Origin of the sequence: Mucilaginibacter gossypiicola, assembly GCF_900110105.1 — a bacterium.
GTDB lineage: Bacteria > Bacteroidota > Bacteroidia > Sphingobacteriales > Sphingobacteriaceae > Mucilaginibacter > Mucilaginibacter gossypiicola.
The window spans coordinates 51,517-71,919 of sequence record NZ_FOCL01000020.1; the positions used below are offsets into that span (position 1 = coordinate 51,517).

Sequence of the window (20,403 nt, forward strand, 5' to 3'; positions counted from 1 at the left end):
TCCTCCTTCCAAAAACAACCTTACTCCCAACCGACAAAATTTTAAACTAAAAAACATAATTTCGCTGTTTATAGTTATCAAACCTATGAGTAAAATTGCTTTAATTACAGGAGCTACTGCCGGCATTGGCGAGGCATGTGCGCACGTTTTTGCGCGTGAGGGATATGACCTGGTATTAACCGGCCGGCGGTTGGAGCGGTTGGAAAAACTGGCCAGGCACCTGAATGATAAATATAATGTAGAGGTTGCTGTTTCATCATTTGATGTACGTAACCGGGAGGATACCATCAGCAACCTGGAGGCCTTGCCCGAAAAATGGAAAAAAGTAACAGTGCTGGTAAACAACGCAGGCCTAAGCCAGGGACTTGATCCAATTCAAAAAGGCAATATCGACGACTGGGAAACCATGATTGATACTAATGTTAAAGGCCTGCTATACGTAAGCAGGGTAGTATCTAACTGGATGATTGAAAACGGCAAAGGCCATATTATAAACTTAGGTTCAATTGCCGGTAAGGAAGTTTATGCTAATGGAAACGTATATTGCGCTACCAAGCATGCTGTTGATGCTTTAAATAAAGGGATGAGAATTGACCTGCTGCCTCATGGCATCAAGGTAACTGCCATACACCCCGGTGCTGTGGAAACCGAGTTTTCGGAAGTTCGCTTTAAAGGTGATAAGGAAAGGGCCAAAAAGGTGTATGAAGGCTTTGAACCATTGCAGGCCGATGATATAGCCGAAACTATCTGGTTTATTGCTTCGCGCCCGGCACATGTTAATATCAACGATATCCTGATCATGCCAACGGCGCAAGCAAATGCGGGAACTATATTCAGGGGGTAGTCGATGTGCAGATGTGCAGATTTCAGATGTGCAGATTTTAATTTGATAATTTGTCAATTTGAAGATTTGAAAATGCAGGCTTTAATAATCTGCACATTTGCACATCTGAAATTTGCACTTTTAAAACACTAATTAAAGATATGTCATTAATTACACAAATAGACCAGGACATTAAACTGGCCATGCTTGCAAAGCAGGCAGATCGTTTACAGGGATTGCGTGCCATTAAATCGGCATTACTGTTGGCTAAAACCGAAAAAGGTGCAGCCGATGAATTGACCGAAGATGCGGAGATCAAGGTATTGCAAAAGCTGGTGAAGCAGCGTAAGGAATCGGCGGATATTTATAAAGAACAAAACCGTGAGGATCTTTACCAGGTTGAGATAGCCGAAATGCTGGTTATTGAAGAGTATCTTCCGCAGCAAATGAGTAAGTTTGAAATTGAAGGATACCTGGAAGAACTCATTGGCAGGATAGGCGCTACATCGGTGAAAGATATGGGCCGTGTTATGGGTATGGCCAGTAAAGAACTTGCCGGCAAGGCCGATGGTAAAACAATATCAGAAGTGGTTAAACAGTTGCTGGGATAGGCTTTTAGCATTTAATTATCACTGAGCTTTTTAAACAGTAATGTTGAATTAATGTTAAGCTATTTAATAAAAGCTTAACATTACTACATTGATAAATAATTACTATACTTGCTAAATGTCGTTGGTAATAAACTAATTTTACAGCGGATTAAAGGGAATTTATACTGAAAGCGGTTTTGGTATAAGCTAATTTTGACAAACTAATTTTTAATATTTATATGGAGCTCGTGCTTAAAGAGGAACACGGTTTTAGTTACATCGATGAGGGCGAAGGAGAGGTGCTGTTACTGCTGCATGGTTTAATGGGCGCACTGAGCAATTGGGATGGCGTTATCAATGAGTTTAAATCAAGGTATAGGGTTATTATTCCCATACTGCCTGTTTATGATATGCCGCTGATAAGCACGGGGGTTAAAAGTTTGTCGAAATTTGTACATAAGTTTATAAAGTTTAAAAAGCTTAGTAATATCACTTTGCTGGGTAACTCGCTTGGCGGCCATGTGGCTCTGGTTTATTTAACCACACATCCCGAAAATATCAAAGCGTTGGTTTTAACAGGCAGTTCAGGCTTGTATGAAAATGCATTTGGCGGTTCATTTCCACGCAGGGAAAGCATCGATTTTGTACGCGAAAAAGTGCAGTTTACTTTTTACGACCCTGCTATTGCTACCGATGACCTGGTACAGGATGTTTTTCAAACCATTAACGACAGGCACAAGGTGATCCGTTTATTGGCTATGGCAAAATCTGCCATCAGGCATAACATGAAGAAAGATCTGCATAAGATCACAATTCCTGTATCTTTGATTTGGGGCCGTAACGATAAGATCACACCGCCCGAGGTAGCTGTTGAGTTTCACGAACTGTTGCCCGATTCTGAATTGCACTGGATTGATAAATGCGGACATGCGCCGATGATGGAGCACCCTGAAGAATTTAATGTTTTACTTAAACAGTTTTTAGCTAAATTAGAGACCAAAGTAAATGCATAAATGATAGCACTTGACCTGATAGCTGATTCGATACCGCCGGTACACACCTCTGATACCATTCAGAAAGTGCTTGACCGTATGGTTGAGTTTCGCCTCAGGCATTTGCCTATTGTAAACGAAGAGCAGTTTTTAGGCCTGCTTGCCGAGGATGACCTGATAGCCGAAAGCGATTATCAAACCCCTATAGGTGCACTGGCGCTTTCGCTGGTTAATCCATATGTGCTGGAAGATCAGCATATCTACGATGTTATTCGCCTGTTTTATGAGCAGCAGCTTACTGTTGTGCCGGTGCTCGATGCTAAAAGCAATTATCTTGGGCTGATATCTATTAATGCCATTACAGAATATTTTGCCCAAATAACTTCGGTGTCACAACCAGGAGGCATTATTGTGCTGGAGATCAATAATAAAAATAATTCGCTGGCACACATGGCGCAGATAGTGGAGTCAGATAATGCGCAGATACTAAGCTCCTATGTTCAATCCTTTCCCGATTCAACCCGGATGGAAGTAACGCTTAAAATCAACAAACAGGATATTTCTGCCATAACTGCCAGTTTCCTTCGTTACGAATACGAAATCAAAGCCACTTTCAATCATACCGATGTTAATGACACTACCCGCGACAGGTATGATTCGCTCATGAACTACCTTAATTTGTAGTCTCAAATTCTAAGTCTTAAGCCAGGCGTCTTAAGTTGGGTATATATCGCTTTTTACATAATTTAAACCACCGACTTCGGACTTTCGACTTAGTACACCCGACTTAGAACATCAAACCAAATTATAGGCTTGCGCAAATCTCACTGCATCGTAATGATTTTTTAACCGCAGCTTGTTCTTGATATTTTTGCGATGTGTTTCGGCTGTAGCTGGGGCAATGAAAAGCTTAGCACCTATATCGGCCGAACTCATGCCCATCGCAATGTGTTTCAGCACTTCCTTTTCGCGCCTGGTAAGGGTTAAAAACAGTAGGTTATTTTGCCGTAAAAACGAAATATCATCCATAAGCCGGTTAACTTTAGTGGTGATATGATGAACGGGATCGAGCATACTGGCTAAAGTTAAAATGTGCGTAGCATCTCCCGCTTCATTACGCGCAAAAACCTTGGTAGTACTAACAAAAAGTTGCCATTCGGTATGTTTTGAAGATCGGGCTTGCTGAAAATAAGATACCTTTTCCTGGGTACGGCTTTTTATAAGGTGCAATATTTTAGGCACATATTCGTCACTGTCTTCGCTGTTAAAATATCTTGCGTGATAGGTTTCCGGTCCCATTGCCTTCAGTTCGTCAAGCGTTGTACCCAATATATTAAGGCCTACACTGTTCATATATACAATCTGCAATGTTTCAACTTCATGAACTATCAATGCAGAAGGAAGCTCATCGGCAATTGATTGTATATTTAGTAATTTTTGGGTAAAAGTTTGATCCATCAATAGAATAACCGTTGTTTAATATTTGTAAGGTAGGTCAAAATAGTTAAACTTAATTATTTTACTTTGAAGTTATTTATCTGTTAAAGCAATTAAAACGGGTTTATTCGGAAATATAAGCAAACAATAGTACATGATTTACCATTATACGAATATGTAACGCTACGGATGGACGCCGGTTGTGGTATATAAATTATGTGGTATTAATTATTTATCCCTTGCTGCATTAATGTACTTTCAAAGTTCGATATTCGCTTTTTTAAAAAATGAAAATAGCAGTTTACGGCAGGCCGTTTAATGAGCCATCTGTTTTACCTTTTATACAGCAGGTTTTTGATAGCCTTGCACAGCATGGTGTTGATATTTATGTACACCAGCAACTCCACGAATATTTGCAGGATAAATTAACAACAGTGCAATATAAAGTGTTGCGCCCGGCCGAAACTTTAAAAGGCTTTATTGATATTTTTATTACGCTTGGCGGTGACGGAACCCTGCTTGATACGGTTACCTTGATCCGTGATTCGGGGATCCCGGTTATAGGTATCAACTTTGGGCGTCTTGGTTTTTTGGCCAGTGTTAACAAAAGTGATATTACTGCAGCCATTCATGCGGTAGTAAACAGGCAGTTTACATGCGATTGCCGCGAGCTGCTTACTGTCAACTCTAATCCCAATGTTTTTGGAAGCAATAATTTCGCCCTTAATGATGTAACTATCCATAAGCGCGATGACGCAGCGATGATTATAACCCACGTGTTTTTAAACGACGAGTTTTTAAATTCTTACTGGGGCGATGGCATTATCATCTCTACATCTACAGGCTCAACGGCATATTCACTAAGTTGCGGCGGTCCCATTATTTTCCCGCAATCAAATAGCATAGTGGTAACGCCGGTATCGCCCCATAACCTTAATGTGAGGCCAATAGTGATCCCTGATACCAGCAAACTTTGTTTTGAGGTTGAAAGCCGTAGCGCTAATTATATCATTTCGTGCGACTCAAGAACGGAGGTTTTAGACCAAACAGTTAAGTTTCATGTTCAAAAAGCCGATTTTCAGTTAAATTTAATCCGCCTTAGTAATGAAAGTTACTTAACTACGTTAAGAAATAAATTGCTTTGGGGCCTTGATGCCCGTAACTACTAAATTTGATTGATGCCAAAATATCTACTTCTTACCATACTCTTGTTTTTCACTTATCAGCTTAATGCCCAAACCTGGGAAATAGGCGGATCGATAGGAGGTGCAGGTTACATTGGCGATCTTAATCCTAATAACCCGGTAAAAATAAGTGGTGTTTCGGCAGGGGTATTTGGTAAAAGGAATTTTGATGGTTATTTCTCGGCTAAACTCAACGTTGGTATCGGTAACATTGCTGCCTATGACAATAGGTCGGGGTATCCTCAATTTCGCGACCGCAACCTTAATTTTAAAGATCAGCTGCGTGAAGTAAGCCTTACCGGCGAATTTAACTTCATGAATTATATTCCCGACGCAGGACGAAATAAATATACACCTTATATATTTACAGGTATAGGTATCACTTCTTACGCTCCACGGGCCCAGGATTTTGAAGGCAAGGAGGTTGGCTTAAGGCAACTTAAAACTGAAGGCCAGGTTAAACCTTATGGAAATAATACCGTTGTGATTCCCTATGGCTTAGGTATTAAGTACAATCTTTCGGGTAAATTTACCATCATGGCCGATATGGGATACCGGTATGCTTTTACCGACTATCTTGATGATGTGAGCGGTGTTTATGCAGATAAAAGCAAGATGACTGCTATAGCCGCTGCGCTTTCTGACCGCTCAGGCGAAAAGACTGGCGTTTATACCGGCACTGTTGGCTCACAGCGTGGTGACTTTAAATCACATGATACCTACTTCTTCCTCAATTTTACCATCTCATTTACTTTCGTAACCTCAAACTGTTACTTCTGATTACTTTATTGCCGCAATAGCCATAGAGGGGCCTTGTGAAATTATTGTGCTTTTTTTGATAATATAACGATATTTAATTCGTTTTAAATTTAAAATACGGCATTTAATTTTGTTTGAATATTGTATTGACTAATTTAGTATCGAAATTAATTGTTAACCTTAAATCTTTAAAATCATGGCCGAATTAAATTCATCTTCACAAAATGGCGGCGGTAGGTACAAACGCAAAAAAATGAATACCCGTGTTGATCTTACTGCAATGGTCGATCTCGCCTTTCTGCTCATTACCTTTTTTATTATGACAACTACGTTGGCTAAACCCAAGGCGATGGATTTGGCTATGCCTGATAAAACTAATATCGATACCGGACTGCCGGTTCCCGCAAGCCGAACATTAACAGTTGTTTTAGGAAAAGATAATAAAGCTATGTATTTCCTGGGTGAGTTAAAGAAACCTATGATAGCGCCCTCAGTTACCGACTTTAGTGCCAATGGTATCCGCAAAGCTATAATGGAAACCAATAAAAAAGTACATGATAGTTCAGGCAAAAGCATGATCGTATTGGTAAAGCCCAGTAATAAATCACAATACAGCAATTTGGTGAGTACGCTTGATGAGCTGGCCATTACCGGTATTCAGCAATATGCCATTGTTGATATTAAGCCCGAGGATGTTGATGCGCTTAATCAAAAAGGGATATAAAAATGTAATGCGATTGTAAGCAAATTTGCAGCGGTTTTACAGGGCCGGCAGTTTTCATTATCAGGAAGATAGTGGCTGCCGGCTTTTTATTTTAAACTAAATATTATGAAAAATCATGGTTTTGATAACTATTTAGGCAGTTTTAATGTATTATTCGCAATAACATTTTCTTTTAGTGCAGGATACTAAAAAAATACAAAGTAAGTTTTACCTTTGTACCCTGAAAAATCCGTCAATTTGCGTGGTTTAAATGGCAGATACAGGTAATAAATAATTGATTAGTTCTAACAACCGAATATAGCATACCATAGTATTGATGAAAAATTTTACACAAGTGTGTTTGTACAGGGTGGCTTTTGATAAGTAGTAATATGGATTATTTGGATCAGATTGATTTGTCGAGACTACCGCGGCACGTGGCTATCATCATGGATGGTAATGGGCGCTGGGCAAAAGGCAAAGGTAAATTGCGAATATTTGGCCATCACAACGGTGTAACATCTGTTAGGGATGTTGTTGAGGGCGCTGATAAATTAGGTATTAAATATATCACCTTATATACATTCTCGTCCGAAAACTGGAACCGCCCCAAGCTCGAAGTTATGGCTATCATGGAACTGATGGTAACTACCATTCACAAGGAAGTTCCGGGCTTTATGAAAAACAACATCAGGCTTAATGCCATCGGCGATCTGAATATGCTGCCCGAAAAATGTCTTCGTGAACTTAACAGTGCTATCGAAACAACATCTGGCAATACAGGTGTGGTGCTTACACTGGCTTTGAGCTATAGTTCGCGCAGGGAAATTGTGAGTGCAGCAAAAAATATCGCCATAAAAGTTAAAAACGGCGAGTTGGATGTGAACGATATTAACGAAGAGGTTTTTGAACAAAACCTTTTTACCGGCGATATGCCAAACCCCGAACTGCTGATCAGAACCAGCGGTGAATACCGTATAAGTAATTATTTATTATGGCAAATTGCTTACGCTGAGTTGTACTTCACAGCTAAGTTATGGCCCGATTTCAGGAAAGAAGACCTGTATGAAGCAGTGATTGATTTCCAGAAACGTGAACGCCGTTTTGGCTTAACAAGCGAGCAGGTGAACTAAATTTTTACTTTTAACAAATTTTAACAACTGTATAAATTATTTTTAGCCCACTAAAATATTCGAATGTATAAATTTCTTTTTGCTATTCTTTTCTCGGTTTTGGCTACTACGGCTTTCGCCCAGATATCCAATGGGCCGAGGCCTACGCTTACAAAATCGATACCGGCTGATAGTTTAAGTTATCTTAATCCTAAAGATTATATTATTGGTGGTATTTCTGTTAGTGGCGCAAAATATCTTGATAAAGACATCCTTATCCAGTTATCTAAATTAACCAAAGGCGATCGTATCAACCTGCCGGGCGAACGTAATGCCGAGGTAATTAAAACCTTATATCAACAAGGCTTATTTGATGATGTTCAGTTAAACATCACCAAAATTAACATGGATACCATTTACCTGGAGATTGCCGTTTTAGAGCGTCCGCGTTTATCACGTATGCACTTAACAGGCATTCGTAAAGGCGAAATTGAAGACGTTCAGAAAAAACTGAATGACCGTGTAGGTAAAATCGTAAACGAAAACCTTATCAGCACCACAACTGCTATCATTAAAAAACATTTTAATGAAAAAGGTTTCTTAAACACCACAGTTACCATTACCCAGCGTAAAGATCAGGGTGATGTTAACAGCGTTATATTGGATGTTGCCATTGATAAAAAAACCAAGGTCAAAATTAACGATGTTATTTTTGAAGGTAACAAGGCATTTAAAACAGGTACACTGCGCGGATTTTTAAGTAAGACCCGTAAGCGTAAATGGTATAACCTGTTTGGCTCGAAGAAGTTTAAGCAGGACAAATACGAAGAGGATAAACAAAACCTGGTTGAAAAAATGCAGGCCAGGGGATATCGTGATGCCGAGATTCTGAGTGACTCCGTTTGGAAGCATGACGATGAAACCGTAAACGTAAAACTTAAAGTATACGAAGGTCCTAAATATTACTTTGGCAACGTTAAGTTTTCGGGTAATGCTAAATATAACACCGATCTGTTAACCAGGATTCTTCACGTTAAAAAAGGCGATGTGTTTAGCGAAGACGAATTGAACAAGCGTTTAAGCGGCCCAACCCCGGGTAATGACGACGTTTCGTCTTTATATCTTAATGATGGTTATTTAACCTTCAATGCAGACCCGGTACAAACAAAGGTATATAATGATACTGTAGACGTTGACGTAAGGATTTATGAAGGCCCGCAATACACCATTAACCGTGTTATGTTAAAAGGTAACGATGTTACCAACGATAAAGTGGTGATGCGTGAAATCCAGACCAAGCCAGGGCAGAAATTCAATAAAGAATTGCTGATCCGTAGTGCACGTGAAATTGGCCAGTTAGGTAACTTCGATGAACAAAAAACCGAACCTAAGCCAACCAACATCAATCCGCAGGATGGTACTGTTGATTTGGTTTACAACGTAGTTGAAAAACCTTCAGATCAGATCGAACTTTCGGGTGGTTTTGGTGGTGGCCAGCTGGTAGGTACCTTGGGCTTAACCTTCAATAACTTCTCTATCCGTAATATCTTCCACCTTAAAGCTTACAAGCCGCTGCCAAAAGGTGATGGTCAGAAACTGAGCTTAAGGGGGCAATCAAGCGGCCGTACTTATCAAAACTTCTCGTTCACCTTCTCTGAGCCATGGTTAGGTGGTAAAAAACCAATCTACTTTGCGTTATCAGCTTATACACAGGGAAGTTCAACCGGTCAGTACTATCCAAAATCAAGCCCTTACTACAATAACCTGCGTATCAACGGTATTGGGGTTACGTTGGGTAAACGTTTAAAATGGCCTGATAACTATTTCCAGTTAAACTACTCGCTTAACTTTGACCATTATAGCCTTGATAACTATACCGGTTATCTGTTTACGAATGGCACATCATACAACATTAAATTAACCCAGGAGTTGACCCGTAACTCGATAGATGCTCCTATTTTCCCAACCCAGGGTTCAAATATCAAGCTTACTATTCAGGCTACCCCACCTTACTCGTTATTTAACGATATCAACTATAAAATAGCTACTCCGGAGCAGCGTTACCATTTTGTTGAGTATTATAAATTTAAATACGATGCACAATGGTTCTCGAAACTGGTAGGTAAGTTTGTATTGATGTCGCAGGTAAGGTTTGGTTTCCTTGGTCAGTACAACCACGAAGTTGGCCCATCACCATTTGAGCGCTTTAAATTGGGTGGTGACGGTATGCAGAGCTATCAGTTTTTACAGGGTAGTGAGATCATCGGTTTGCGTGGTTACCAAAACTTCTCGATTGTACCTGAAGGCTCAAACGAAAATCAGAATACAAACACCGGTAGCGCTATCTACAATAAATATACACTGGAGCTTCGTCACCCGGTTATTGCAAGTCAGTCGGCAACTATCTTCTTGTTAGCTTTTGCTGAAGGCGGTAATGCGTGGAACCAGTTTAGCCAGTTTAATCCGTTTAACGTAAGACGTTCGGTAGGTGTGGGCGCAAGGATATTTTTACCTATATTTGGTTTGCTTGGGTTGGATTATGGTTATGGCTTTGACAAAATACCGGGACAACCGGATGCAAATAAAGGCCAGTTCCATTTTACAATTTCTCAGAGTTTATCCGGCGGATTTAATTAATTTGCGTACCGAATATATGAAGAAGATAATTTTAGTAGCCTTTTTAACGTTAACTGCTTTTGCAGGTGCTTATGCGCAACGTTTTGCTTATGTTGATTCGGAGTACATATTAAAGCACATGCCTGAGTATGCTTCATCACAAAAGCAGCTGGCTGCATTATCTGATCAGTGGCAGAAAGAGGTTGATGGCCGTTTTCAGGAAATTGACCGTCTGTACAAAGCCTATCAGGCCGATCAGGTGTTAATGACCCCTGATATGAAAAAACGCCGTGAGGCCGAAATTGTAGAAAAAGAAAAGGCAGCGAAAGATTTTCAACGCCAGAAGTTTGGTCCGGATGGTGAGCTTTCGCAAAGAAGCACAGCGCTGATTAAACCAATTCAGGATAGAGTGTCTAAAGCTGTACAAGCAGTAGCCGAGGGCGATAACCTGGATATGATCTTTGATAAAAACAGCGAGGTGATCATGTTATATGCCAGTCCGCGATATGATAAAAGCGCGGATGTAATAACAAGGTTAGGACTAAAACCCGGGGTATTTGCTAAATAATTTGAATTAAGATAAATAGAACTATTATTTAAACACAGAAAAAGGAAAATGAAAAAACTATTTAAAGTTGCCTTGGTTGCAGTAGGTTTATTATTTGCGGGCAGCTTTGCAAATGCTCAAACTAAAATCGGCCACATCAACTTCAATCAGCTGATTGATTTGATGCCCGAAACTAAAACTGTAACTGCGTCTATCCAGGCTTACCAAAAAACATTCATTGATCAGTTAACTACTATGAACAATGAGTATCAAACAAAAGGGCAGGACTACCAGTCAAAAAGGGCCAGCATGACTGATGCCGTACGTGCAGTTAAAGAAAGCGAATTGCAGGATATTCAAAAACGTATGAATGACTACCAAAACAATGCCCAGCAACAAGTTGATGCTAAAAGGCAGGAATTAGGTAAACCGCTTATCGATAAAGCTACACAAGCTGTACAGACCGTAGCTAAAGAAAAAGGTTATGCTTACGTATTAGATTCATCACAGATCACTTTATTGGTATCTCCTGATGCTGATGACCTGATGGCTGCTGTAAAACTAAAATTAGGTTTGAAATAAAAATTACAAATGACATTGAAAAAGCGCCCTGATTAAACGGGACGCTTTTTTTATGTTTACCAGGCAAATTACAGCCTTGTTATTTTAGCCCGGAAAGAATAGCTGCCAATGTTCCTGTTCATTGCAGATTGTTGCCGGAGAAGTTCATAAAGTAATTTGACGATACACGTTACAAAAACAAACAGATAATTATTATCCATTATTAAACACAGGACACAAAAACAAAATGAAAAAACTATTTAAAGTCGCCTTAGTTGCAGCAGGTATGTTGTTCGTGGGTAGTTTCGCTAAAGCGCAAACAAAAATAGGTTATGTTAATTTTAGCCAGGTTATTGATCAGATGCCTGAAACTAAAACTGTTTCTACAACATTACAGGCCTATCAAAAAACATTCATTGATCAGTTAACTACTATGAACAATGAATTACAAACTAAAGGTGCTGATTTGGATAAAAATGCAGCTTCAATGACTGATGCGGTACGTCAGGCAAAAACTTCTGAATTGCAGGATATCCAAAAACGCATGAACGATTATCAAAATAATGCTCAACAACAGGTTGACGCTAAAAAACAAGAATTGGGCAAACCAATTATTGATAAAGTTAGCCAGGCTGTACAAGCAGTAGCTAAAGAAAAAGGTTACGCTTACGTATTGGATTCATCACAAGTTAGCATGATCGTATCTCCGGCGGGCGACGATTTAATGGCTGCTGTAAAATTGAAATTAGGTTTAAAATAAGATCACCTTTAAGTAAATTATATAAGAGCGTTCCGTATATACGGGACGCTTTTTTTATGTTTGTATATGTCAAATCAACCCATTGGTATTTTTGATTCGGGCTTTGGCGGGCTAACCGTATTCCGTTCTATCATTGAGCAATTGCCCGGCTATGATTATATTTATATGGGCGATAATGCCCGTGCGCCTTACGGTAACCGTTCGTTTAGCACCATACACCAGTACACCTGGGAGTGCGTGCAATGGATGTTTGACCAGGGATGCCCGCTGGTGATCCTGGCGTGTAATACGGCATCGGCCAAAGCCCTGCGCACTATCCAGCAACAAGACCTTAAAAATATCAGCGATCCTACCAAAAGGGTATTAGGCGTAATTCGCCCAACAGCCGAGATTATTGGTGATTATACCAAGACCAAGGAAATTGGGGTGCTTGGCACAAAGGGAACAGTACAATCGGGATCATACCTTTTGGAGATCAATAATTTCTTCCCTGATATTAAAGTACATCAACAAGCTTGCCCGCTTTGGGTTCCGCTAATTGAAAACGGCGAATACGATAAGCCTGGTGCTGATTTCTTTGTACAACTATACCTGGATCAGATCATGGCGCAGTCGCCCAATATTGATACCATATTGTTAGCCTGTACGCATTATCCCATCATCCAGGAAAAAATAAAAGCCCACTTGCCTGAAGGCATTAATGTAGTGGGGCAGGGCGATATTGTAGCAAAAAGCCTGGTTGATTATTTAAACCGCCACCCCGAAATTGAACAAAAGATAAGCCGCAACGGCGAAAATAAGTTTTATACCACAACCGATGATACTGCCGATTTTGATCATCATGCCTCGCTGTTTTTCTCTGCTCCGGTAAAATCTACATTTATATCGGCAAATGATCTGGTGAAGTGTTAGTCCCAAGTCGTCATTGCGAGGAACGAAGCAATCGCGAACTGTACAGGGTGAAGTTGCATAGCCGCTTTGTAGTTTGGGGATTACTTCGTTCCTCCTTTTCCTGGCGCAAGTCTTGTAGGCTGGGCTAAAGGAAGGTTGACTTGTGTCATTCAATCTCTAATTCAGGTGGGACTTAAGTTAAAAACTTAAGTCATGGCCAACCACGGGTTACGCTACGCTAAACCCGCGGCAGATATCTTATTTAACCAACCACTCACCTAATCAACCCAATCAACCACTCACCTGTACAATCAGTCAATCCCCAACAATCCCTATCAACTTAATATATAATTTAATCATTCTAAATAACTCAACATTTAGTAAGTTTGCACCCTTAAGCAAATATTCCTGTTGAACTATTATTTTACATATTTTATTGCGGCAATTGGGTTGTTCAGTTTTTCGGCCTTTTTCGCTTTATTCGGAGTATATGCCGAGCGTAAAATATCAGCATTTATACAGGACAGGCTTGGCCCTACAGAAACCGGTAAATACGGTTCACTGCAAACACTGGCCGATATTTTAAAGATGCTTCAGAAAGAACTGATCATCCCGGCAGCAGCCGATAAATGGTTGTTTATGTTGGCTCCGGCGGTAATATTCATAGCCGTATATCTTGGTTTTGCCGCATTACCCTGGGCACCGGGACTTATCCCTTCAAAAACTAATATCGGCCTTTACTATATTTTCGCTATTATCTCTATCGAGACATTGGGAATCCTGATGGCGGGATGGGGATCAAACAATAAATACTCAATATTAGGCGCCATGCGCTCGGCAGCCCAAATTATTTCGTACGAGATACCGGCGGGTTTTGCCATTATATCTGTGGTAATGATAGCGCAAACACTGGACTTGCAGTTGATCTCTGCTCAGCAGGGTATTTTAGCAACGGAAAAGATAAAATTTGCCGGCTTTTGGGATGTATCTCAAATAGGCGGCTTATTTAGCTGGAATGTGTTTCGCGCACCACATTTACTGATAGCCTTTGTGATCTATTTTATAGCTTCACTGGCCGAAAGTAACCGTGCGCCTTTTGATATCCCGGAAGCGGAGTCGGAACTGGTGGCCGGTTTTCATACCGAGTTTACAGGTATCCGCTTTGCACTGGTATTTTTGGCCGAATATTCGATGATGTTCCTGGTATCCATGATAGCAGTAATATTATTTTTAGGCGCCTGGAATACGCCGCTGCCAAATATAGCCGGCGTTAAACTGGCGACCTGGACAACCAATGTGCCTTGGGGAATATTTTGGGTCGTAGTAAAAACATTGGCACTGGTAGCCGTACAAATGTGGATCAGGTGGACATTGCCCCGTTTAAGGGTTGATCAGCTGATGAACCTTTGCTGGAAAGTATTAACCCCGCTGGCCTTTGCCTGTATGTTGATATCGGGCGTGTGGAGGTTGTGGTTAATGTAAGTGCGAGAGATTAGAGGTTGGAGTTTAGAGATTAGGAAAAAATAATAAAATATAATTTACGTAGGAAATTCAGGGTAATCCTAAAATCCTAAAAATCATGGTTCAGAAAGTAATAAAAGCGTTTACAACTGCATGGAAAGGTTTAAGTCTTACCATACGCCACCTTTTTGTGGGTAACACAAAAAGGGAGATTGTGACCGTGAGCAACAGCAATTACTTTAAACAGCTGGAACATGGTACCAATACCATTCAATATCCTAAACAGCAGTTGCCGGTACCTGAAGTGGGCCGCTATCAGTTGGATGTGGAGATGGATGATTGCATCGTATGTGATCTGTGCGCTAAGGTTTGCCCGGTTAATTGCATCGATATAGAATCAATTAAAGCAACAGAAGCTATCGGCCAAACATCCGATGGTACTACCAAGCGTTTGTATGCTGCCAAATTTGATATTGATATGGCCAAGTGTATGTATTGTGGTTTGTGTACTATCGTGTGCCCAACCGAATGCATCACCATGACCAACCAGTATGATAAAACTGTTTTTCAGTTGAGCGATCTGGTTTACCAGTTTTCGGATATGACGCCCGAAGATGCAGCCGAAAAGCGTGCGCTTTTTGATAAACAACAGGCCGAAAAACAGGCTGCCAAATTAGCTGCCATGAAACAAAAGGAGGGCGGGGCATGACTTTAGTCCGCTTGCTGTTTTATGTAATGAGTTTTATTGCCATTGCTTCGGCTTTGTATGCCGCTTTAAGTAAAAACCTGGTCAGGAGTATTTTTATATTTTTCGTGACTTTGTTTGCACTGGCAGGTCTGTATGTAATAGCCCTTGCCGATTTTGTGGCCGTAACGCAGGTAGTGATTTACGTGGGTGGCATCCTGGTGCTGATACTTTTTGCGTTTATGCTTTCCGGTCGAGAAACCTTGAATGTAATTCAACATCAGAAAGGGAAATTCATTAATATGGCTAAAGTACCGGCGGTTATACTGGCCGTGCTGTTTTTAGCGGTGATTGTAAACATTATCCTTAAAGCCGATGCCGATAACTTGCCATGGATAAAACAGGCTATCGCACAGCAAAACGAAATAACTCCAACATCATCAACCATTGATAATATAGGCGTTAACCTCATGACCACCTACCTGTTGCCTTTTGAGGCTATTTCTGTTTTACTGCTGATGGCTTTGGTGGGTGCGGCGCATTTATCACGGAAGGAGGGCGGGGCATGATCACGCTAACCGATTTTTTACTGGTAGGAGCATTGCTGTTTTGTACCGGTATGTACATGATTGTGTCTAAACGTAATTCTATCCAGGTGTTGATCGGCATCGAATTAATGCTGAATGCAGCTATTTTAAACCTGGTGGCTTTTGGTAAGTATGATAAGTTAAACAACGGGGGGCAAGTATTTGCCCTGTTTGCCATTGTGCTGGCGGCCGCCACAACGGCCGTAGCACTGGCTATTATCCTGAATGTTTACCGGCGGTATAAAACCATTGATCCGGATGAGATTAAAAATTTGAGGGATTAGTGAATGAAGAAGCTGAGTATTATACTGTTTTACGTGGGTTTATTGCTGCCGGTTGTTGTATTTGCTCAAAAAGCAGATTCTTCAAAAAACAACTCTGTAAAAAAGATTTATGATCTGATACACATAAAGGGTAAACCGCTTATAGTGATTGATGGGATTATTTATAATGAAGATAGCAAACCGTTTGATACAAATGACATCGCTGCTATTGAGGTTTTAAATCCTCCGGGATCAGAAAATATTTATGGCAAAAGAGCTAAAGATGGAGCTATCTTAATAAATACTAAAAACCTTCAAACAGTTCCTGCTGATACCTACGCCTCTATTAAATTAGATAGTATTACATACATTTTAAACGGGAAACCGTCAACTGAAAAAGAACTAAAGACCTTGGATCCAAATAGTGTCTTGACCATTAATATTCTAAAAAATGCCCAGGATTCACTTTCCAACGGATCTCAAAGGGTAAAAACCTTAATGGTTATTACTAAATCATACGCTATTAAAAGTTATCAGGACAAGTTAAGCAGTCTTTCTAAGCAGTATGAACAGTATCTAAAAGCGTATCATAATGATGATAAATTATTGTTCATAATTAATGGTGTAAAATATCAGTTTTCTTCGCGAGAGAGAATTGAAAAACTGTATAACATATTTTTCAATGACGGAGTTTCTAATAAATTTGAATTAACCTATGTTTCAGGAATCGACTCAATACCTTCTTCTCTAAATATTAATACCAATTGAGTAGCTTATTACCATATACCGATACCATCATCAGCTACACCATCGCAGCTGTGGCTTTGCCGTTGGTGGCCTCGCTGATCAACTTTTGCCTGCCGGTAAAAAGTAAATTGGCAGGTTGGGTATCTACGCTGGCTATTTTGTTGGGCTGTGTATTCTCGGCTATGGTGTTTGCTGCAGTTTGGGATCAGCAACCTCAGCATGTCCAAACCATGTGGTTTACTATTGGAACTACCAAAATTTTTGCGGGGATATTACTTAATAATCTTTCGGTGATGATGTTGCTGCTGGTATCACTGATCGCTTTGCCAGTACATATTTACTCTACTGCGTATATGAAGTATGACGACAGGTACAGTCGTTATTTTACTTACCTCAGCTTTTTCTGTTTCAGTATGCTGGGTTTGGTTGTGGTAGATAGTCTTGTGCTGTTCTACGCTTTCTGGGAGCTGGTGGGCTTTTCGTCATACCTATTAATCGGCTTTTGGTTCACTAAGGACAAAGCGGTACAGGCCAATAAAAAAGCCTTTATCATGAACCGTATTGGCGATATTGGTTTGCTAAGTGCTATCATTATCCTTTTTGCCAAATTCCATACTTTTGATATTGCCACACTTTTTATAAGCGATAACCTGGTATTTAAATCGGTTATCCATGACGGCTTATGGATCTCCGCCTCCGGGCAGATCCCTGCTGTATGGCAATATGTTGCCTGTATAGGGGTATTTATGGCTGTGGCCGCTAAATCGGCACAGTTCCCATTACATACCTGGTTACCGGACGCAATGGAGGGGCCTACTTCGGTCTCCGCATTGATTCACGCTGCTACCATGGTAGCGGCCGGTGTGTTTTTACTGGGTAGGGTTTACCCGCTGTTTACTGATAGTGAGTTGACCGTTTTGGCAGTTATCGGTTGTTTTACCGCGTTTATGGCGGCCACCATAGCGCTAACGCAAAATGATCTGAAACGCGTTTTGGCTTATTCAACCATATCGCAACTGGGTTACATGATCCTGGCTATGGGAGTGGGAGCTTATGGTTCTTCTTTATTCCATTTAGCTACGCATGCTTTTTTTAAATGTTTGCTGTTTTTGGTAGCCGGTGTGGTGATCCACGAAATGCAGCATATCAAGGAGGAAAATGACCTGGATATCGACCCGCAGAATATCCAGTATATGGGTGGCCTGCGTAAAAAGCTGCCGCTAACATTTATTGTCGCAGTTGTTGGTTCGCTGGCGCTTATTGGCATTCCGCTTACATCGGGCTATCTGTCAAAAGACGGGATCCTGATCCAGGCTTTTGAATGGAGCGAGGGCAGAAGCGCATGGCTCAAACTGATTCCCGCAGGTGCATTGTTTACCAGCTGGCTTACGGCTTTTTATGTATCAAGGCTGATAGTAAAAGTATTTTTCGGAGAGTTTCGTTTGTTAAAGAAATATCCCGAAATTAAACTTCATATCAGCGATGGTGGCTGGCAATACCGTGTTCCGTTGATATTACTGGCGGTTTGCAGCTTATTCCCGTTATTTTCGCTTAATCCTTTCTTTTATGAAAAAGCCTGGCTGTTCGAGAGCTTGAAGCCTGCCGAGTTCATGGCCCGCGAAAACATTTATCATACCATTATCCCCATAGGGGTAAACATTTTAAGCGTATTTGTGATCTACGCTGCCTATGCCATCTACGTAAAACAAAATACGTTCTCATTCCCGCAAACGGGCTTCTTTTACCGCTTATCTTATAATCAGTGGTATTTGGATAAGATATACAGAAAAGCGATTGTAAAGCCTATACTTGGTTTGGGTAAAACCTGCTTTTGGTTTGACAGGAATGTGATAGATGGTTTGATCCACTTAATTGAACGTACAAGCCGGATGGTTGCGAGCTTAACAGCCTGGAGCGATAAGCACATTGTCGACGGATTTTTGCATTTAATGGCGGCATTAGTGCAAAGTATTGGCAATTTTGCACGTAAATTTCAAAATGGCAAGGTGCAGTATTACCTGTACAGTATGCTGCTCATTGTGTTGGTACTCTTTATTTTAAAAATACTGATCTGAATTTAATGAACCTGTTAACCCTACTCATATTTATACCGGTACTGTTTGCGTTGGTGATCGTGTTGCTACCATCGTCGCAGCGGGGCAGTTTTAAGTATATTACGCTGCTGGCTACGCTTTTGCAGTTAGGAATCAGCATATATATATATATTAATTTCAAAACCGGGGCGGCTTCGGCGGGGATCAATCATGAAGATCAGTTTCAGTTTGTACAAAAGTTGCCATGGATAGGTCTTAACCTGGGCAGCATGGGCAAACTGCAGATAGATTATTTTGTGGGGATAGACGGCATTTCGGTGACGTTATTAGTAATGTCGGCGCTGGTGATGGTGGTTGCTACGCTCGCCTCATGGGAAATCAAGAGCAATCTCAAAGGTTTCTTCCTGTTGTTTTTACTGTTAGATATGGCCGTGATGGGCGTATTCTGCGCGCTGGATTTCTTCTTGTTTTACCTGTTTTATGAGCTGATGTTACTGCCGCTTTATTTCCTGATTGGGATGTGGGGTGGCGTGCGCCGGGAGTATGCGGCCATCAAGTTTTTCCTGTATACCCTGTTTGGTTCGGTATTTATGTTACTGGTGATGGTAGGTTTATACCTATCTGTAAATGATCCGGCAACCGGCAGCCATACTTTTAATATCATCCAGATGATGAACCCAGCCAACTATGCTCCGGGTTCGGTATTTTCTGCTGCAGCGCATCAAACCATATTGGGGGTGCCTGCACGTACGGTTGGCTTTGTGGTATTGTTTATTGCATTCGCTATTAAAGTGCCGGTTGTGCCTTTACATACCTGGCTGCCCGATGCACACGTTGAAGCACCTACACCGGTATCTATCATACTTGCGGGCGTGCTGCTTAAAATTGGTGGCTACGGTATTATCAGGATCTGCCTCGGGATTTTCCCGGAGATAGCTTCATCCGGTGCTTTCTGGCTTGGGTTGGTTGGTGTAGTTTCGATATTATACGGTGCCTGCAATGCGCTGGCCCAGCGCGATCTGAAACGGATGATCGCTTATTCATCTGTATCGCACATGGGGTTTGTATTACTGGGTATAGCCTCGCAAACTGCCGAAGGTGTAAGCGGTGCGGTAATGCAGATGGTTAGCCATGGCTTTTTATCATCAATGCTATTCTTTTTGGTGGGTGTGGTTTACAACCGCGTACACGACAGGGATATTTATCATTTCCGCGGATTGGGTACCCAGATGCCGCAATACACTGCCTTTGTGATGGTTGGTTTTTTTGCCTCCTTAGGTTTGCCTGGCTTTTCGGCATTTGTGGCCGAAGCATTTACACTGGCCGGCACATTTAAATCGCCAACGGTAAATGGCTTGCTGCCATACTGGATGGCCATTTGCGGTTCGATAGGGATCTTATTAAGTGCTGCCTATTTCCTGTGGACATTGCAACGCATGTTCTTCGGAAAAGTATCGCTTAAAGGTGGCGAGGTTTGGAAAATAGCCCTCACCGATGTAAGTATTCGCGAAAAGCTGGCACTAATACCAATGGCTGCTGCGGCGCTTGCTTTAGGCTTGATGCCATCGTTGGTGTTTGGAAAAATCAATGATTCGGTACTGGCATTAATACAGTTTTTACAGGCTAAATAA

Annotated in this window: 21 protein-coding genes; 20 read left to right on the top strand and 1 reads right to left on the bottom strand. The window is 41.1% G+C overall.

Going from position 1 to position 20,403, the window contains the following annotated elements; translation table 11 throughout:
* Positions 1 to 85 precede the first annotated feature (85 nt).
* From BMX50_RS32910 to BMX50_RS32925, 4 genes are all read left to right on the top strand, one after another.
* The gene (locus tag BMX50_RS32910) at positions 86 to 844 is read left to right on the top strand and encodes an SDR family oxidoreductase (protein ID WP_091222185.1); all 759 of its coding nucleotides are present in this window, start codon (positions 86 to 88) and stop codon (positions 842 to 844) included.
* Positions 845 to 984: 140 nt separating this feature from the next.
* A complete protein-coding gene (locus BMX50_RS32915; RefSeq protein WP_091221950.1) occupies positions 985 to 1,434 on the top strand; it encodes a GatB/YqeY domain-containing protein in 450 nt (149 codons plus the stop codon).
* 218 nt (positions 1,435 to 1,652) lie between these two features.
* Positions 1,653 to 2,426: an alpha/beta fold hydrolase gene (locus tag BMX50_RS32920; RefSeq protein WP_091221954.1), complete on the top strand. Its 774-nt coding sequence runs from the start codon at positions 1,653 to 1,655 to the stop codon at positions 2,424 to 2,426.
* Entirely contained in the window at positions 2,427 to 3,089 is a 663-nt protein-coding gene (locus BMX50_RS32925; protein ID WP_091221957.1) for a CBS domain-containing protein, read from the top strand. It abuts the gene before it with no gap.
* 111 nt (positions 3,090 to 3,200) lie between these two features.
* On the opposite strand, the gene BMX50_RS32930 is transcribed toward BMX50_RS32925, so the two are convergent.
* Positions 3,201 to 3,863: a response regulator transcription factor gene (locus BMX50_RS32930; protein WP_091221962.1), complete on the bottom strand. Its 663-nt coding sequence runs from the start codon at positions 3,861 to 3,863 to the stop codon at positions 3,201 to 3,203.
* A gap of 266 nt (positions 3,864 to 4,129) precedes the next feature.
* Here BMX50_RS32930 and BMX50_RS32935 point away from each other — a divergent pair, with 266 nt between their 5' ends.
* The 16 genes from BMX50_RS32935 (at position 4,130) to BMX50_RS33010 (ending at position 20,403) form a co-directional block, all read left to right on the top strand.
* On the top strand, positions 4,130 to 5,011 hold the full coding sequence (locus BMX50_RS32935) for an NAD kinase (RefSeq protein ID WP_091221965.1): 882 nt from the start codon (positions 4,130 to 4,132) through the stop codon (positions 5,009 to 5,011).
* A gap of 9 nt (positions 5,012 to 5,020) precedes the next feature.
* Complete coding sequence (porG, locus tag BMX50_RS32940) at positions 5,021 to 5,806, top strand: type IX secretion system protein PorG (RefSeq protein WP_091221968.1); 786 nt, start codon at positions 5,021 to 5,023, stop codon at positions 5,804 to 5,806.
* A 175-nt stretch (positions 5,807 to 5,981) separates the two neighbouring features.
* Positions 5,982 to 6,509: an ExbD/TolR family protein gene (locus BMX50_RS32945; protein WP_091221973.1), complete on the top strand. Its 528-nt coding sequence runs from the start codon at positions 5,982 to 5,984 to the stop codon at positions 6,507 to 6,509.
* 371 nt (positions 6,510 to 6,880) lie between these two features.
* Complete coding sequence (locus tag BMX50_RS32950; protein ID WP_091221977.1) at positions 6,881 to 7,621, top strand: isoprenyl transferase; 741 nt, start codon at positions 6,881 to 6,883, stop codon at positions 7,619 to 7,621.
* A gap of 63 nt (positions 7,622 to 7,684) precedes the next feature.
* Entirely contained in the window at positions 7,685 to 10,237 is a 2,553-nt protein-coding gene (gene bamA, locus BMX50_RS32955; protein WP_091221981.1) for an outer membrane protein assembly factor BamA, read from the top strand.
* Positions 10,238 to 10,253: 16 nt separating this feature from the next.
* Positions 10,254 to 10,784 (top strand): OmpH/Skp family outer membrane protein, encoded by a 531-nt coding sequence (locus BMX50_RS32960; protein ID WP_091221985.1) that lies wholly within the window; start codon positions 10,254 to 10,256, stop codon positions 10,782 to 10,784.
* A gap of 48 nt (positions 10,785 to 10,832) precedes the next feature.
* Positions 10,833 to 11,345 carry an OmpH/Skp family outer membrane protein gene (locus tag BMX50_RS32965; protein WP_091221989.1) on the top strand — a complete coding sequence of 171 codons (513 nt, stop codon included), beginning with the start codon at positions 10,833 to 10,835 and terminating at the stop codon, positions 11,343 to 11,345.
* Positions 11,346 to 11,571: 226 nt separating this feature from the next.
* Entirely contained in the window at positions 11,572 to 12,084 is a 513-nt protein-coding gene (locus BMX50_RS32970; RefSeq protein ID WP_091221994.1) for an OmpH/Skp family outer membrane protein, read from the top strand.
* 66 nt (positions 12,085 to 12,150) lie between these two features.
* On the top strand, positions 12,151 to 12,996 hold the full coding sequence (murI, locus tag BMX50_RS32975) for a glutamate racemase (protein WP_091221997.1): 846 nt from the start codon (positions 12,151 to 12,153) through the stop codon (positions 12,994 to 12,996).
* Positions 12,997 to 13,386: 390 nt separating this feature from the next.
* The gene (gene nuoH, locus BMX50_RS32980) at positions 13,387 to 14,457 is read left to right on the top strand and encodes an NADH-quinone oxidoreductase subunit NuoH (protein WP_091222000.1); all 1,071 of its coding nucleotides are present in this window, start codon (positions 13,387 to 13,389) and stop codon (positions 14,455 to 14,457) included.
* Positions 14,458 to 14,554: 97 nt separating this feature from the next.
* Complete coding sequence (locus BMX50_RS32985) at positions 14,555 to 15,145, top strand: 4Fe-4S binding protein (protein ID WP_091222003.1); 591 nt, start codon at positions 14,555 to 14,557, stop codon at positions 15,143 to 15,145.
* Positions 15,142 to 15,690 (top strand): NADH-quinone oxidoreductase subunit J family protein, encoded by a 549-nt coding sequence (locus tag BMX50_RS32990; protein ID WP_091222006.1) that lies wholly within the window; start codon positions 15,142 to 15,144, stop codon positions 15,688 to 15,690. Before BMX50_RS32985 ends, BMX50_RS32990 begins: the two co-directional genes overlap by 4 nt.
* Positions 15,687 to 15,992, top strand: coding sequence for an NADH-quinone oxidoreductase subunit NuoK (gene nuoK, locus BMX50_RS32995; RefSeq protein ID WP_091222011.1), 306 nt, complete (start codon positions 15,687 to 15,689; stop codon positions 15,990 to 15,992). Before BMX50_RS32990 ends, nuoK begins: the two co-directional genes overlap by 4 nt.
* Before the next feature lie 3 nt (positions 15,993 to 15,995).
* On the top strand, positions 15,996 to 16,739 hold the full coding sequence (locus tag BMX50_RS33000) for a hypothetical protein (RefSeq protein ID WP_091222015.1): 744 nt from the start codon (positions 15,996 to 15,998) through the stop codon (positions 16,737 to 16,739).
* The gene (nuoL, locus tag BMX50_RS33005; protein WP_244281163.1) at positions 16,736 to 18,793 is read left to right on the top strand and encodes an NADH-quinone oxidoreductase subunit L; all 2,058 of its coding nucleotides are present in this window, start codon (positions 16,736 to 16,738) and stop codon (positions 18,791 to 18,793) included. The genes BMX50_RS33000 and nuoL overlap by 4 nt, the downstream gene beginning before the upstream one ends.
* A 5-nt stretch (positions 18,794 to 18,798) precedes the next feature.
* On the top strand, positions 18,799 to 20,403 hold the full coding sequence (locus BMX50_RS33010; protein ID WP_091222019.1) for a complex I subunit 4 family protein: 1,605 nt from the start codon (positions 18,799 to 18,801) through the stop codon (positions 20,401 to 20,403).

Bases quoted from the DNA above. Each gene is read 5' to 3' on its own strand.
- BMX50_RS32910 (WP_091222185.1), top strand. From the start codon at position 86: ATGAGTAAAATTGCTTTAATTACAGGAGCTACTGCCGGCATTGGCGAG.
- BMX50_RS32915 (WP_091221950.1), top strand. From the start codon at position 985: ATGTCATTAATTACACAAATAGACCAGGACATTAAACTGGCCATGCTT.
- BMX50_RS32920 (WP_091221954.1), top strand. From the start codon at position 1,653: ATGGAGCTCGTGCTTAAAGAGGAACACGGTTTTAGTTACATCGATGAG.
- BMX50_RS32925 (WP_091221957.1), top strand. From the start codon at position 2,427: ATGATAGCACTTGACCTGATAGCTGATTCGATACCGCCGGTACACACC.
- BMX50_RS32930 (WP_091221962.1), bottom strand. From the start codon at position 3,863: ATGGATCAAACTTTTACCCAAAAATTACTAAATATACAATCAATTGCC.
- BMX50_RS32935 (WP_091221965.1), top strand. From the start codon at position 4,130: ATGAAAATAGCAGTTTACGGCAGGCCGTTTAATGAGCCATCTGTTTTA.
- porG (WP_091221968.1), top strand. From the start codon at position 5,021: ATGCCAAAATATCTACTTCTTACCATACTCTTGTTTTTCACTTATCAG.
- BMX50_RS32945 (WP_091221973.1), top strand. From the start codon at position 5,982: ATGGCCGAATTAAATTCATCTTCACAAAATGGCGGCGGTAGGTACAAA.
- BMX50_RS32950 (WP_091221977.1), top strand. From the start codon at position 6,881: ATGGATTATTTGGATCAGATTGATTTGTCGAGACTACCGCGGCACGTG.
- bamA (WP_091221981.1), top strand. From the start codon at position 7,685: ATGTATAAATTTCTTTTTGCTATTCTTTTCTCGGTTTTGGCTACTACG.
- BMX50_RS32960 (WP_091221985.1), top strand. From the start codon at position 10,254: ATGAAGAAGATAATTTTAGTAGCCTTTTTAACGTTAACTGCTTTTGCA.
- BMX50_RS32965 (WP_091221989.1), top strand. From the start codon at position 10,833: ATGAAAAAACTATTTAAAGTTGCCTTGGTTGCAGTAGGTTTATTATTT.
- BMX50_RS32970 (WP_091221994.1), top strand. From the start codon at position 11,572: ATGAAAAAACTATTTAAAGTCGCCTTAGTTGCAGCAGGTATGTTGTTC.
- murI (WP_091221997.1), top strand. From the start codon at position 12,151: ATGTCAAATCAACCCATTGGTATTTTTGATTCGGGCTTTGGCGGGCTA.
- BMX50_RS32985 (WP_091222003.1), top strand. From the start codon at position 14,555: ATGGTTCAGAAAGTAATAAAAGCGTTTACAACTGCATGGAAAGGTTTA.
- BMX50_RS32990 (WP_091222006.1), top strand. From the start codon at position 15,142: ATGACTTTAGTCCGCTTGCTGTTTTATGTAATGAGTTTTATTGCCATT.
- nuoK (WP_091222011.1), top strand. From the start codon at position 15,687: ATGATCACGCTAACCGATTTTTTACTGGTAGGAGCATTGCTGTTTTGT.
- BMX50_RS33000 (WP_091222015.1), top strand. From the start codon at position 15,996: ATGAAGAAGCTGAGTATTATACTGTTTTACGTGGGTTTATTGCTGCCG.
- BMX50_RS33010 (WP_091222019.1), top strand. From the start codon at position 18,799: ATGAACCTGTTAACCCTACTCATATTTATACCGGTACTGTTTGCGTTG.